9 protein-coding genes and 1 pseudogene are annotated in these 15,059 nt (G+C 38.7%); 6 read left to right on the top strand and 4 right to left on the bottom strand.

Annotated features, from left to right (window positions below):
* Positions 1–261: 261 nt before the first annotated feature.
* On the bottom strand, positions 262–4,692 hold the full coding sequence (locus QF042_RS23020; protein ID WP_307532504.1) for a translocation/assembly module TamB domain-containing protein: 4,431 nt from the start codon (positions 4,690–4,692) through the stop codon (positions 262–264).
* 74 nt (positions 4,693–4,766) lie between these two features.
* On the opposite strand from QF042_RS23020, the pseudogene tsaD reads away from it, so the two are divergent.
* Together tsaD and QF042_RS23010 are read left to right on the top strand one after the other, a co-directional pair.
* A pseudogene (tsaD, locus tag QF042_RS23015) lies at positions 4,767–5,769 on the top strand (tRNA (adenosine(37)-N6)-threonylcarbamoyltransferase complex transferase subunit TsaD).
* A 416-nt stretch (positions 5,770–6,185) separates the two neighbouring features.
* On the top strand, positions 6,186–6,383 hold the full coding sequence (locus QF042_RS23010) for a hypothetical protein (RefSeq protein WP_307532503.1): 198 nt from the start codon (positions 6,186–6,188) through the stop codon (positions 6,381–6,383).
* A gap of 214 nt (positions 6,384–6,597) precedes the next feature.
* On the opposite strand, the gene recA is transcribed toward QF042_RS23010, so the two are convergent.
* A complete protein-coding gene (gene recA, locus QF042_RS23005; protein WP_307533323.1) occupies positions 6,598–7,611 on the bottom strand; it encodes a recombinase RecA in 1,014 nt (337 codons plus the stop codon).
* A 135-nt stretch (positions 7,612–7,746) separates the two neighbouring features.
* Complete coding sequence (gene nth, locus QF042_RS23000) at positions 7,747–8,412, bottom strand: endonuclease III (protein WP_307532502.1); 666 nt, start codon at positions 8,410–8,412, stop codon at positions 7,747–7,749.
* Positions 8,413–8,956: 544 nt separating this feature from the next.
* Here nth and QF042_RS22995 point away from each other — a divergent pair.
* Positions 8,957–9,433, top strand: a complete 477-nt coding sequence (locus QF042_RS22995) for a DUF3347 domain-containing protein (RefSeq protein WP_307532501.1) — start codon at positions 8,957–8,959, stop codon at positions 9,431–9,433.
* Between the two features lie 15 nt (positions 9,434–9,448).
* Positions 9,449–11,734 (top strand): multicopper oxidase domain-containing protein, encoded by a 2,286-nt coding sequence (locus QF042_RS22990; RefSeq protein ID WP_307532500.1) that lies wholly within the window; start codon positions 9,449–9,451, stop codon positions 11,732–11,734.
* A gap of 14 nt (positions 11,735–11,748) precedes the next feature.
* Here QF042_RS22990 and QF042_RS22985 read toward each other — a convergent pair whose 3' ends face one another.
* Positions 11,749–12,708 (bottom strand): hypothetical protein, encoded by a 960-nt coding sequence (locus QF042_RS22985; RefSeq protein ID WP_307532499.1) that lies wholly within the window; start codon positions 12,706–12,708, stop codon positions 11,749–11,751.
* A gap of 205 nt (positions 12,709–12,913) precedes the next feature.
* Between QF042_RS22985 and QF042_RS22980 the strand changes: the two genes are divergently transcribed.
* Both QF042_RS22980 and QF042_RS22975 read left to right on the top strand, forming a co-directional pair.
* Complete coding sequence (locus tag QF042_RS22980; RefSeq protein ID WP_307532498.1) at positions 12,914–14,011, top strand: acyl-CoA desaturase; 1,098 nt, start codon at positions 12,914–12,916, stop codon at positions 14,009–14,011.
* Positions 14,001–15,059 (top strand): fatty acid desaturase, encoded by a 1,059-nt coding sequence (locus QF042_RS22975; RefSeq protein WP_307532497.1) that lies wholly within the window; start codon positions 14,001–14,003, stop codon positions 15,057–15,059. Before QF042_RS22980 ends, QF042_RS22975 begins: the two co-directional genes overlap by 11 nt.

Below are 15,059 nucleotides of genomic sequence, written 5' to 3'. Positions count from 1 at the left end.
AATGGCATTAAGATTCCCACCTGCGTACCAATGACAGATTCTAAATTGGCGTCATCTCGACCGAAGCAAATGCGGAGTGGAGAGATCTTTGGACTATGTTAAAAGATCTCTCCACTGCGGTCGATGACGATTTATCTTACCTGTCACCCAACTCCTTTGTTTTTTGTTAAAAAGCTAACCTCTGGGAATGACGACTCCGCACGAACTAATCAACTATTGAACCAATGAACTAATGACTACTCAACAAATGAACCAACCTCTTTACCTCCGTTGGTTCCCTTTGCTTTGATTAATAATCGCGTCTTTATTAATCGATTTATTCGTTTTAACAGGAACCTGGCTTTGGTTCCTTTTCAGGTTCCGGCGGTAAGCGCCAGAAATTTTCTGAATAAACTCCTTAAACGTATCAAACTGCTGGGTATACACCAAACCAAAAGAGGTAACGTTTGCCGTTGAACTGATCCCGCTGTTTAAGAATATACTCTGTTGCGTAGGAGGTTTATTTGCAGCTTTTACGGTTAAGCTACCATCTTTTTTAATCAGGAAAAGTGCCTCAACCTCTCTGCCTACATTGTCTTTAGAGAAATCGATCACGGTAAAATCGTTCACACTGTTTCGATCTACAATACCTGCATTAATAATTAAACGATCACTAAAGAATTTAAACGATGCATTGGCCTCGCTCAACGAGCGTACGTTCAGATCGACAAAGTTTAGGTTTAATGAAGAAAGTACATTGTTAAACTGGTTAAATACCAACTCTGTAGCTGTACTGGTTGCGGTAGAACTGAGCTGGTTTCCGATCGATTCGCCACCATTTCCAGGGGCAAAACTTCTTCTGATAATTAAACTGAAAGCCTGCAGGTTCAGGTTGTTCTGATCGCTGAAATAGGTTTGCAGTTCTTCTTTAATAGAAGGTTGTGCAGGGAAATTGATATCGAGCTTAATATCTGGTTTTAACAGTAAACCCGTTAACCCCATCTCTACCTCGGTATTTACCCTTTGGTTGGCATTGCTGCTGGCATCGCGGTTGGCTGCTTTGTAAAGGTCGTTTAAACTTGCCCTCAAAGCGTATACTGCTTTTAAGTTAATTTGTGCGGCAGTAGGGTTACCCGTCCAGCGGATGGTTCCACCTTGCCTGATTTCGAATTTTTTGTTGATTACCTCCTGGGCTGTAAAATCGAAACTTCCGGTCTCGATGATATAATCGCCAGACATTTCGAAATCGCCGAAACTGTTGATGTTTAAGTTTAGATCGGCATTACCCTTGCCACTTAAATTACCCAGGGTGGTAAATATATTCGCGGTGGTATTCGGGTCGATGGTTAATTTGAAGGTTAGGGTTAAACCATCAAAGTTGGTTTTTTTCTTAACCAGAACAGTCGAATCGCGGCTTACAAAATTAATAAAATCTTTATCCGATATGGTTTCAGAACTATTTAGAGGCAAGTTAAACACGGTTCCTTTCTCCGTTTTTGCCTTGATATCGATCTTCATTTTATTGGTAGGGCCTGTAAACGTAAATACGCCCGTGCCATATGCACGGCCATAGTATACCGAATTGTCTTTCGCGGTAGTGTTTAAGGCCATTAAACTGTTTGCATTCACCGTTACTTTCAATGTAGGGTAGTTAATGTCGTTTAAATCAACACTACCGCGTGCAGTAGCTTCATGGCCTTCCAGGTCCTTAAGCTCAAAATCGTCGAGTTTAATTACGCTATTATTCACCTCTACCTGATCAGTAATTACATAGGTGGTTTTAAGGTAGTTCACCATCAGCTGTGCCTTATTTAACGATACATTTCCATTAATTTCAGGCTTGTCAAATTTACCTTTTACGGTTAAATCTGCCGAGATATTTCCTTTTAAATTGGATACCAGTTGTTTAACAAAAGGCTCGAGAATGGTAAGCTTACTTTCGTCCATTTTTACAGCAAGGTCGATCGCTTTTTCTTTTAGATCTAGATTTCCGGTCAGTTTAAGAGTCTCTGAACCGTCGGCCATGATGCGTGTAAATACATTTATTTTTTTGCTCTCGTTGCTGTACGATGAAGTATCGGTTAAGGTGCCGATATAGATATCGTTAAAGTTTAACGAATCAATCTTTAAATCGTCGGTTACCCTGGGTGCTTTTAATATGCCATACAAATCAGTTGCCCCGTTAACGTTTCCGCCTAATTTAACTCCAAAGCCTTTGGTAAAAGGATTCAGGGTTTTTAAGTTAAAATCTTTAAAGCCAACACTAATTAAATCTTTGGGATCTTCCGAAATTAATCCATCAATAGTAAGTTGCTGTTTCCCGTTGGTTAAATCGAAATTACTGATTTCGGTTTTACCATTGTTTAATACGATGCGTACTTTTTCCTGAATGCGCCACTCTTCATTATTAATTTTTAAGATCGATGGCAATACGCTTAACCTTGCCGTGGTATCCTGGTTTTTGGTAAATTCTACCAGTCCGTTTAAATCAAGCTGATTGTCTTCGTCTGCGTTCGACATTTTTACGTTGAAGGCCAAACTGTCGTTCCGCAGGATATTGGAAATGTTTACATCTTTAATAAATAAACTATCGTTAATCTGCACACGATCGGAGGTTACAATCAGTTGAAGCTGTTGTGTAGTGGTATTTTCATCGAGGATAATATTGTTTACCACAATGCCATTGTATTTTAGTTTCTTCACAAAACCGTTCAGCGTTGCGGTATTGTTGCGCGAATCGAAATCTCCTGTTAGTACAGCACCCTCTTCTAATTCCAAGCCTGGTAGAAAGATCTGCGCAAGCGGTTCGAATTTTTTAACCTTCAGGTTAAACTGAAAAATCTGGTTCTTGTATTTAATAATATCGGCTTTTAACGAAGGGATATACGTTTTGGCAATGGCTTTGTAATACGAAACAATAGAATTTAAATCATATTCACCTTTAATGCTGGCATCTAAAATATCTGACCGGATATCCAGTACGCGGCTGGCACCCGTACCGTTGGCCATTAACTGTACCGAATCTACACTGTAAATGCCTTTCGGGTTTTGTAGTCTGATTTCTTCAATTAATAATTTGCCCGATATATTGTTCAGGTTGGTGCCCGAGAAATTGGTCGTAAATTTAGCATCAACCTGTAACGAATCTTTCAGGAGTTTTAAGGCCTTTAATTTTGCTTTTGAAATTGTAGCATTAAAGTTAAATACAGGCAGTTTTGGATTCAGGTTTACCCCGCCATCAAAAACCAGTTTCACGTTGCGATCGTTAATGCTTAGCTTACCATCGAAATACTTTTTATTAAAAGTTCCATCAATTTTCACATTGTGGTATCGGTAATTATTAAAATCGATATAGTCTATATCGCCGTTTATCTTCTCGGTTAACTCTTTAAGCTCAGTACCACGTCCCTTAACATATAAAGAAGAACTGATGCGGCCAAGACTTTTTTCATCAATCAGATTACCCAGGTTAAAATCGTAGCTTTTTACATTCCCGGTATAGGATGGAACATCGTTTTTGTCGATTTTCATGTTCACATCTGAAACAATACGGCCAAGTTTGGTTTTAAATTCGCCATAGGCAATAAAGTCGTTCTGGAAACCGGTGAAGCTTCCATTAAAGTTAATGTTGCCAAATTTGTTTACAATTACAGGAACAATTTTCTTCTTGCTGTTGGTAATGCCTGCCAGCACTTCCTCCAGGTCGGTTTTATTAGTCCCCGCCATTTCAATGTTGAGGTCCATAAAGGTCTCTTTCCATTTCGGTAGTCCCTTTATAATAAAATCTCCTTTAATGTGTGTGGCTTTTCCTGTTCTTAATGATAGTTTTTTGGCTTTAAGGTTATTCACTAAACCCGTAATCTGACCATCAACATCCAGGTCGAGTTTCATGGTGTTCATTTCAGGCGCAAAGAATGCAATGTCTCTTGAGGTGATATGGCTATTTTTAAAAATAGCTTTCATCCGCACATTATCTACGTAGTGGTTAAAATCTTTATAACTTTTAAACCGCATTTGGTAATAATCGGTTAAACGGCTCTGATTGGTTTCGAGCAATAGATTTTTCAGCTCAATAGCATTACTGTCTATAGTAGTTTGCGCTGTTAGATTTTTCAGGTAAAATCCGCTCCGCTCCTTAAAGGTTAGGTTTTTGATATTGGTTTTAACCAGGTGCTTTTTCGTGTCGAGCCCCTCAAAAATACCGCTGAGTTCTTTAATATCAATATTCTCGAAGTTTACACTTTTGCCTTGCGTAGTATCTTTTGCTCCGTAATTTTTATACCTGAAGGCAAATTTGTTTAAAATAATACGGCCAATATTGATATCGTATGGCTTGCTTTTCTTTTTCTTTACAGTGGGTTTACCAGAATCGAAGTAGTTTATAATGAAATCGAGATTAGAAGACTTATCTTTGAAATCCTTTAGGAAAAACCGCCCATTGTTGATTTGAATGGTATTGATATCGATAATCTTTTTATCGATGGATAATTGATTAATATCGACCATGAACTGAGGGGTTCTCAATAAAGTGTCTTTTTGTAAATCCAATACCAATAAATCTTCCAGTACGATAGATTTAAAGGGTTTAATATAAAGACTTCTAATTGAAACGGTGGTTTTGAGCTCTTTTGACAGGTACGCAGCAGTTTTCTGCGCTAAATAAGTTTGAACGGACTTAAATTGCAGCGAAAAAATAAGAAGCGCAAGCAGCAAAATTATTGATGCGATTACCCAAAGGAGTATTTTAAATAGTTTTTTAATAATTTTGCAGCTTAAATATTAATAATTTGTCTGTTATACTTGCTATCGAGTCTTCTTGCGATGATACATCTGTTGCTATTTGTAACAACGGCAAAATTACTGCCAATGTTATTGCAAACCAAACAATTCATCAAAATTATGGTGGTGTTATACCTGAATTAGCTTCAAGGGTACATCAACAAAATATTGTACCTGCCGTACAACAAGCTTTAATTAATGCTAAAGTTACAAAACAAGACATTGATGCCGTAGCTTTTACACGTGGCCCTGGCCTTTTAGGATCCTTACTGGTTGGCGTCTCTTTCGCGAAATCTTTTGCATTAGCTTTAAATATACCTTTAATTTCTGTCAATCACATGCATGCGCACATCTTAGCGCACTTTATTGATGATCCTAAGCCAAGTTTCCCTTTTATCTGTTTAACCGTTTCAGGCGGACATACACAGATTGTACTGGTAAAAGATTACTTTGATATGGAAATTGTTGGCGAAACATTAGACGATGCGGCGGGAGAAGCTTTTGATAAAACCGCTAAATTACTAGCCTTGCCTTATCCTGGCGGACCGCTGATTGATAAACATGCACAACATGGAAACCCTTTGGCCTTTAAATTTGCCGAACCACAAATTGCCGATCTGAATTTTAGCTTTAGCGGTTTTAAAACTTCTATTCTGTATTTTATCAGAAAGCAGGAAAAAGAGAACCCTAATTTTATTGCCGAAAATTTAGATGATATTTGTGCATCGGTTCAACACAGTATTGTGCAAATTTTGCTGAACAAGTTAAAGAAAGCAGCAAAACAATACGGGATTAAAGAAAATTGCTATTGCAGGAGGTGTTTCGGCAAACTCTGGTTTAAGAAATGGCCTGCAACAAACAGCTGACGAACTGGGCTGGAAAATATATATACCGGCGTTCCAGTATTGTACTGATAATGCGGGCATGATTGCCATTGCAGGTTACCAGAAGTACCTGAAGCAGGATTTTGTAGGGCAGGATGTTTCGCCAATGGCGCGCATGGAGTTTTAGGGGAGGGTTTATTGGTCATTGGTTCATTAGTCATTGGTCAAATAGTTCATCATTAATTGCCTAATTGGTTAATGGTTGAAATTGGTTAATCGACGCTAAGCGCCAAAACCCCAAACGCAAGGCTTGTTCATGGATCTTTCCCCTCGTTCGTCATTGCGAGGCTGAGTTATGTGAGCCGAAGCAATCTTTTAAGATAATTAACCGTTGGGTAAGATCCTGACCACGAAGTAGCTATTAGACCATTGAAACAATAAACACAACATAAAACAAGTTTAGGATGACGACTGTGTGTATGGGATGACGACCAAGTGGAGAACCATGTAATGTACTCCGTGTTTCAGTGCTTTCGTGGCAAAAAATTGTAAACCGCCAACTGAAAACTGGCAAAGAGATTTTTTTAAATTGAATTTATATATATGACTGGAGCATCGTTAATATTTTGGATTGTTTGTGCGGTACCGCTGATCGGTATTTTATATTGGTTGATCAGAAATGATAAAAACAAACTGAAGGGGAGTTGGGGGGTAATTATCCTGGGTGCTTTGGTTATTGCTGCACTTTTGGTAATTGTATATGTAACCAAAGATTTTAGCGCCGTTTTTAGTCAAAACTAAAGCTATGCTTTTTTAGCAAAGGCTTCTTCTAGAAATAAGTATAACCTATAAAGCATAACGAGGCTGTATCATAAATATAGATTGTCATCCTGAGCCTGTCGAAGGACCTGTTTAATGCCCCTCAGGCGTTTTCGACAAGCTCAACGTGACAAATCCGAACAGATTTACAAATATGATACAGCCGGGTTTTAATCTTTTAGAATTTAAGCTCAGCTTATTTCTCAGCCAATTTATCGCCGGTTACTTCGGCTTTAATTTTAATTTCTAATTCTTCTGCAAGTTCAGGGTTGTCGCTTAACAGTTGTTTTACGGCATCTCTACCTTGACCAAGTTTGGTATCTCCGTAAGAGTACCAAGATCCTGCTTTTTTGATAATGCCGAAGTCAACACCTAAATCTACAATCTCTCCGTTTTTAGAAATACCCTCACCGAACATTACATCAAATTCTGCAATACGGAAAGGTGGAGCTACTTTATTTTTAACAATTTTTACTTTAACACGGTTACCAGAAACTTCGTCAGAATCTTTGATCTGTGAAATACGACGGATATCTAAGCGTACAGATGCATAGAATTTCAAAGCATTACCACCGGTTGTGGTTTCAGGGTTACCGAACATCACACCAATTTTATCACGTAACTGGTTAATGAAAATACAGCAACATCCGGTTTTAGAAATTGTTCCGGTTAATTTACGTAGTGCCTGACTCATTAAACGGGCATGTAAACCCATTTTACTGTCGCCCATTTCGCCTTCAATTTCACTTTTAGGAACCAAAGCGGCAACAGAGTCAATCACAATTACATCAATAGCACCTGAACGGATTAAGTTATCGGCTATTTCTAATGCCTGCTCACCATTATCGGGTTGAGAGATTAAAAGGTTATCAGTATCTACACCTAATTTCTTCGCATAAAACTGATCAAAAGCATGCTCTGCATCGATAAAAGCAGCAATACCACCTTGTTTCTGTGCTTCGGCAATAATATGTGTAGCTAAAGTTGTTTTACCAGAAGACTCCGGGCCATAAATTTCGATTACACGACCTTTTGGTACACCACCTATACCTAAAGCAATATCTAAACTGATTGATCCTGTAGAAATAAAATCTATTGGTTCAATAGCGGTATCGCCAAGTTTCATGATGGTGCCTTTACCGTAAGATTTCTCTAGTTTATCTAAAGTAAGTTGTAGGGCTTTTAATTTATCTGGATTTGCGGTACTCATTTCTTTTTTCATTGATGGCGTAAATATAATCGATTCTCGGCTAATATGATCAAATGTTAATATTTATAATACTAATATATTTAGCTAAGTTATAAGTTTTTTGGCTAATGTCAATAGTAAAGTGAAAATAATTTTTTAAGCTTTTAATTTATCTCTCTCGTTTTGAGCGGTTAAACGTTCGAAGTACCTGCACATGTAGGTAATTTCGCAAATAGCGCATTTGGGGTTTCTGGCCACGCAAACGTAACGTCCGTGCAGGATAAGCCAGTGGTGTGCAATATGGATGTCGTGTTCGGGCAGGTTTTTAACTAAATCTTTTTCAACCGCCAATGGGGTTTTACCATTAGTTAAACCTAAACGGTTGGCCACACGGAAAACATGTGTATCAACCGCCATAGCTGGTGCATTGTAAATTACTGAGGCAATTACATTGGCGGTTTTTCGGCCCACACCTGGCATTTTCTGTAAATCGTCAATTCCTGAAGGCACCACGTCGTTAAATTCGTGAAGCAAAATATTAGCCATGCCCACCAGGTGTTTTGCCTTATTGTTGGGGTAGCTGATACTTCTGATGTAATCGAAAACAATATCGGGCGTAGCTTCGGCTAAAGCCCTGGCATTAGGAAAGCGTTGAAAAAGTGCAGGGGTTACCATATTTACCCTTTTATCGGTGCACTGTGCAGAAAGAATTACCGCTACTAAAAGCTGATAGGGATTATTATAATGTAACTCGGTTTCTGCATCAGGCTGCTTGGCCGAAAAATGTTCTACAAAAAGTTTGTAGCGTTCTTTTTTAAGCATGTGCAAATATAGGGTAAAGATGGAAAATGTACTATGAGAAATGCAAGATGGATGATGTAAGATGGGAGAGGTGTGGGGGTAAAACTGCGATTTGTCATCCAGAGGGTTAATTTGTTGTATAAAATCAATATGAATGACAGAGGGGGTTAGTGCTATGTTCCGTCGAGGAATGGTCATTGCGAGGAGGCCTTTTCAGCCGACAAAGCAATCTTACAACTATCGCTAGTAGCGAGCGCTTTAAGATTGCTTCGTGCCTCGCAAAGATCTTTCTATTGGGGCTGTCATTGATAGTGCAGTCGAAGGGTTTTTAAGTTAGGGAGGTTAATTGTTAGAGTCGCTTAATCCACTCCAACCCCCAACCGCTTAACGCCAAACCGTAAGAGCGATAATTATATAAACATTTTCCGTAAAAGTATAACATCCGGAAAGGCCATGCCGCTAGTTTTGTTTAAAATAAAATTTAATCCAGCTGCCGGGCTAAAGTGAAAAAGTGCGTGCTACTGGTTCCTGGAAATATATTGCTAACATTTAACTTAAACACAAAATGAAAAGGTTATTTAAATTATGGTCAATCAATGTCCTTGTACTAATGATGGCTGGCAGCGCCTCAGCACAGGAAAAATCAGCAGCGGTTAACCCTTTGCAGGCTTATTATGAAGTTAAAGATGCCTTAATTAGTAGCAATGCAAGCGTGGTAGGCACCAAGGCTACTGTATTAATTAACGCCATAAAAGCCAGCGAAAAAACCAATGCTTCGAAAGTATGGCGTGATAAAATATTAGTTGATGCCGGGCACATTGCCGATAGTAAAGATATTGAACAACAAAGAGATCATTTCGCCTCCCTGTCGACCAATTTTTATGCCCTGGTAAAAGCAGTAAAACTTAGCGATAAGCCTATTTATTACGCTTATTGTCCGATGAAAAAAAGCTATTGGTTAAGCGAAGGAGAGGCGATAAAAAATCCATATTATGGTAACAAAATGTTAACTTGTGGTAAGGTTGCCGAAGTACTTAAATAAAACACAAACCGCAAAATGAAGTTTATTTTAGTTTGTTGCCTTAGTATTTTGCTTAGTAGTTTTGCTTTTGCCCAACATCAGCACAACGAGGTAAAAGCAGCTGCCCCAAAAAAAACCACACAAAAAGCAAGTGATATCGAAATTTCAGGCAATAACAGGCTGCCAAAGGTTGTACGCTATGATTTGTACATTGCCGATACAACAGTAACTTTTGGTGGAAAACCTAAAAGGGCCATTGCGGTTAATGGCCAAATACCGATGCCAACGTTAACCTTTACCGAGGGCGATACAGCAGAAATACATGTGCACAATAAGCTAAAAGAGTCAACTTCCCTACATTGGCATGGGCTATTTCTCCCTAATCAATATGATGGGGTTCCTTATTTAACACAAATGCCTATTGAGCCCAATAAAACCCATGTTTACCGTTTTCCTATTATACAGAACGGTACCCATTGGTACCATAGCCACTCGGGTTTGCAGGAGCAAATAGGGATGTATGGCACTATGATTTTGAATAAAAGAAAAGAGCTGGCTATCCCTTCAGTACCTGTTGTTTTAAGTGAGTGGACCAATATGAAACCTCACGAAGTTGACAGAAGATTACATAATGCCAATGATTGGTTCGCGATAAAAAAAGGTACCACACAAAGTTATGTTGAGGCCATAAAAGGCGGGCACTTTAAAACCAAGCTAACCAACGAACTGAAACGAATGACCGCTATGGATGTGAGTGATGTATATTACGAAGCATTTTTAGTAAACGGGAAAAATCAATATCAGGTACCAAACAATCTTAAGGCAGGTGACAAGATAAGATTGCGTATTGCTAACGGAGGGGCATCTACCTATTTTTGGCTCACTTATGCAGGAGGTAAAATAACGGTGGTGGCTAATGATGGTAATGATGTAGCGCCTGTAGAAGTAGACAGACTGATTATTGCTGTATCAGAAACTTATGATGTAATAGTAACCATCCCTGAAAATAAAAGCTACGAGTTTTTGGTAACGCCTGAAGATCGTACCAAATCTGCCTCTTTATGGCTGGGTAGCGGGCAGAAAGTATTTGCTCAGAAATTACCTAAACTGAAATATTTCGAAGGCATGAAAATGATGAACGAAATGATGGATATGAACGGTAATCTGGTACAGATGGACGGTATGAAAATGCAGAACCAGGTGATGGATATGAATGTCATAATGTATGCTGAACTGGATGATGCTGGTACAGATACAGCTGATGCACACAAAGGTCATAATATGGGTAATGATAAAGGCATGAAAGGTCCCATAACAACATTGAACTACGATATGTTGCGCTCGCCTGAAAAAACGGTTTTGCCTAAAGCGCCAACCCAGCAAATGGAGTTTCAGTTAACGGGCAATATGAACCGTTATGTTTGGACTTTGGACAATAAAACCATCTCCGAAGAAGATAAAATTCTCATCAAAAAAGGCGAAAACCTAAGGATCATTTTATATAACAACAGTATGATGCGCCATCCTATGCACCTGCATGGGCACGATTTTAGGGTAATTAACGGCCAGGGCGATTATGCACCTTTAAAAAATGTGCTCGATATCATGCCCATGGAGCGCGATACCATTGAGTTTAGCGCATCTGAAAGTGGCGATTGGTTTTTTCACTGCCATATTTTGTACCACATGATGAGCGGCATGGGTAAAATTTTCAGCTATGAAAACTCGCCATTAAACCCCGAAATTCCGGATCTTAAACTGGCGCAGCGAAAACTTTTTGCCGATGACAGGATGTTTCATTTTATGGCCGAAAATGATTTTGCCAGCAATGGAAACGACGGTATGGCCATGTTGGCAAATACCCGCTGGAGCATTGGCGCCGAATGGCGCTTAGGTTACAATAAAATGCACGGCTTTGAAACCGAAACCCATATTGGCCGGTACATAGATAGAATGCAGTGGCTAATGCCTTTTGTGGGATTCGATTGGCGCTACCGGAAAATGGAAGCTGGTGAGCAGGAAAGCAATATTTTTGGCCAAAAAAGCACAAAAGATAACAGAAGTATGTTTAGTGTGGGACTTGCCTATACCTTACCCATGCTGGTAATCGCGCAGGCAGAAGTGTACCACGATGGTAATGTCCGCTTGCAGTTAATGCGGGAAGATATACCGATTTCTAAGCGCTTAAGAGGAAATTTTATGGTAAACAGCGATAAAGAATTTATGGGCGGACTTAAATTTATTGCCACTAAATACATGGGTATTTCTGCTCACTATGATAGTGATATGGGTTTTGGTGCAGGTTTAACGCTTAATTATTGATGTAGTGTTTCAGATTAACCATTAGTAATCTCCCTCAACAATTTATCGCATTCAGCAAAGGCATTATACAGATATTTATTACGGTGTTTTTCGCCCTGGCCGCTAAAAGAAACCGATTTCATCATCAGGCCCTGCATCCATTGTTTGGTTTGTTTGCAATAGGCCTGGTCTTCGGTTCTTAAATAATTAAAAGTATTAAACCTGTTGTAGCAGGCCATGCGGTCTTTAAAATCGACCAGGTAAGCGATGCTTCCCAGTACATCGCAATTGTACCAGTTAAAGGTATGGTTTGGGTCGATGGTTTTTTTGCTGCTAATGGCGTACATATTCATATCGGTGAGGCAATACCTTACCTGTTCTACAACTTTCACAGCCAGCTCGGTATCGGTAAGGTGTCCGGCTTCGAATGCATATCTGATCTGTTCAAGTGTGCCTGTTACGGTATCTTTAGACCATATTTCGGTACTCGGTATCTCCAGATAGGTGGCGTGCAGCTCTTGCGAAATTTTAATAATCTCATCGGATAGGAAGGAAGAACTGAACGGCATTTCGAGATTATTGGCACTATTTGCCCAAAAGAAGAGTTTAAAACTAGTAAGTTCGGGATACTTAAAAAAGTGAAATAAAGGAATGTCGTCGGTAGTGATGGTAATGTGTTTTTTATGGCTGTTCTTAATAGCCTTAATGTTCTCCAATAAATTCCGGAGATAGCCAATCATATCTAAATCTTCATTTACACTTAAATAGCTAAAGGTAACCGATAATGATTGTTTCGGACTGTACAGGAATGGGACATCAAAACAATCAGAAAGCCTAATGATTTGCTTGAAAGTAAGGTTACTGTCGCCCCTGATTTTCTTATAGGCTTCATTGGTACTTATTCCTAATTCTTCGGCTACACTCAACGCCAGGTTTTGGTACTCGGGCAGGGCTGACTTGATTGCCTGAAAAAATAATGCTTGTTGATTATTCATAAAGATTAATTTATAAATGAAATAGTGAGGTTTTTAATAATCGAAAGGGTTATTGTCGACTGTTAATTTAATGATTATAATTTATAATCATATTGTTTGCTTGTAAATTGCTTTAAAGGATGATTTTTTGATATCAGATAATCTTTAAGGATAATTTAGCATTGTGAGGTGTTTTAGATTTGATTAGGAATTAAAACACACTATTATGAACAAATTAAGATTTATAAAAGATGAAGGCTCCGAATTCTATAAAGAATTAAATGAGCAAATAGAACAATATTTTACACAGAATGGATTGAGGAAAACGGGAAACGCAAAAATGTTTTTCAAGATATTCCTGTATTTCGGTATGGATACCCTGTGTTACGCCTTAATGATTACCAGTCATTCGGTATTGGCATTCTATGTTTTTTACCTGCTGATGGGACTTTCGGTTTTGTTAACTGCTTTTAATGTTTCGCATGATGCCGCCCATGGTGTAGCGGTTAAAAGTAAATTCTGGAATCAGTTGTTATTTTCGTTGAGTTTTAATCTGCAGGGCAATAATGCTTATGTATGGGATAAGAACCACAACGAATCACACCATTTATATACCAATATAGAAGGTAGTGATATTGATGTACTAAATAATCCCCTGTTTAGGATGACCGAATCGCAGCCTTTGCAATGGTACCACCGGTATCAGTTTATTTATGCGCCGTTTCTATACCTCTTTTATTCTATTAACTGGTTCTTTTTTAGGGAAACCCTGATGTTGTTCAATTTATCGAGCCGTACCATTAAAGTGGAGATTCCCCGTATTGAAGCGGTAAAGCTGGTCATATATAAGCTCTTGTATATAGGTTATATGATCGTTTTGCCCATTTATCTATTGCCTTTCGGTTGGGCAATAGTTCTGATGGCTTTCCTGCTGAACCATTTCATTATTTCTCTGCTGTTTGTATCGGTGTTAGGCGTTGCACACTTATCAGATTATGTATCTCATCCGATGCCCGATAAAGATAATAAATTGAATATGAGCTGGCCAAAACTGCAGTTGCTTACTTCAATAGATTACCATGCAGAAAGTAAATTTCTAAACTGGACACTTGGTGGTTTTAATGCTCATGCGGTGCACCACCTGCTTCCGAACGTTTGCCATGTGCATTATCTTGATATTATTCCAATTTTTAAAGCGCTGGCTAAAAAGCACAAGCTTACTTATATGGAAATGTCATACGGCGAATCTTTAGCCTCACATTTCAGGTTTTTGAAAATGATGGGCAGAAGTGAACACCTAATCCCGATGCGATATGAAGGATAAACATATCTATGTAGCGGCTGATAGTCAGTTGCTAAAAGCAATATACAAACGTGTAGCACAGGAGCTGGTAATTGATAAATCTGCTTTTATGAGGATAATTGCAGCTAAATTCGTTGTGTATTTCTTGCTCACCTTATTGTCCTATTTAGCTTTATACCGTACGGTTAACCCAATTGGTTTTATTGGCTGTTTTATGGTATATGGTTTTATTGCATTGCTTTTTGCCTTTAACTTTTCGCACGATTTTTCACACAATACCATTTTTAAAAGCAGGCGGCTTAACCATATCTGCTTTGTGGCTATTTATACATTGGTTGGTGCGCATGCCGAGGCATGGAAACTGCGCCATGTTAATTCTCATCATTATGCGCCAAATGTAGAAGACTATGATTCCGACCTTAAAATATCAAAGCTGATCCGTGTGGTACCTGACAGTAAACATTATTGGTTTCATGCTTACCAACACCTGTATGCACCATTGGCTTATACTACCTATTCGCTATTCTGGATTTTTATTAAAGATTTTGTGATTCTGTTTGGCAATGATGGCTTTGTGGTTAAAAAGAGCTTTAAGTATTATCTGTCTTTTGTGCTTCAGAAAATTACTTATATCAGTTTGTTATTGGTGTTACCCTTACTTTTTTCTGGTCAGCAATGGTATGTGGTGGTGCTTGGTTTTTTGATAATGCATTTAAGCCAATCGCTGTTTTTGCTGTTTACATTTTTTATGACACACCATGTTGAGGAAACGCAGTATCCGAAAGCAGATGCGCAGGGTTATATCAATGCTTCGTGGCTGATGAACCAGGTAAAAAGTTCGAACGATATGCATCCTTTTAGTAATATGGTAAATTTTATTTTGGGCGGCTTCAACAATCATATTGCCCATCATTTGTTCCCGCACTACCATCATGTGTATTATCCGCAGATCAGTAAAATATTGTACGAAATGTTAAATGAGAACGGAATAACGCCCAATTGTACCAGTTATTTCGGAGGGATAAAATCTCATTTAAAGCTGCTTAAAAGAATGGGAGCTGCTGCATAG

This window comes from Pedobacter sp. W3I1 (assembly GCF_030816015.1).
Classification (GTDB): Bacteria; Bacteroidota; Bacteroidia; order Sphingobacteriales; family Sphingobacteriaceae; genus Pedobacter.
The sequence above is the reverse complement of the archived record's forward strand: the minus strand, read 5'-3'. Positions and strand labels throughout refer to the sequence as shown.

Excerpts from the sequence above, each read along its gene's own strand:
- nth (WP_307532502.1), bottom strand. The coding sequence starts at position 8,412 with ATGCTTAAAAAAGAACGCTACAAACTTTTTGTAGAACATTTTTCGGCC.
- QF042_RS22975 (WP_307532497.1), top strand. The coding sequence starts at position 14,001 with ATGAAGGATAAACATATCTATGTAGCGGCTGATAGTCAGTTGCTAAAA.
- QF042_RS22980 (WP_307532498.1), top strand. The coding sequence starts at position 12,914 with ATGAACAAATTAAGATTTATAAAAGATGAAGGCTCCGAATTCTATAAA.
- QF042_RS22990 (WP_307532500.1), top strand. The coding sequence starts at position 9,449 with ATGAAGTTTATTTTAGTTTGTTGCCTTAGTATTTTGCTTAGTAGTTTT.
- QF042_RS22995 (WP_307532501.1), top strand. The coding sequence starts at position 8,957 with ATGAAAAGGTTATTTAAATTATGGTCAATCAATGTCCTTGTACTAATG.
- QF042_RS22985 (WP_307532499.1), bottom strand. The coding sequence starts at position 12,708 with ATGAATAATCAACAAGCATTATTTTTTCAGGCAATCAAGTCAGCCCTG.
- recA (WP_307533323.1), bottom strand. The coding sequence starts at position 7,611 with ATGAGTACCGCAAATCCAGATAAATTAAAAGCCCTACAACTTACTTTA.
- QF042_RS23010 (WP_307532503.1), top strand. The coding sequence starts at position 6,186 with ATGACTGGAGCATCGTTAATATTTTGGATTGTTTGTGCGGTACCGCTG.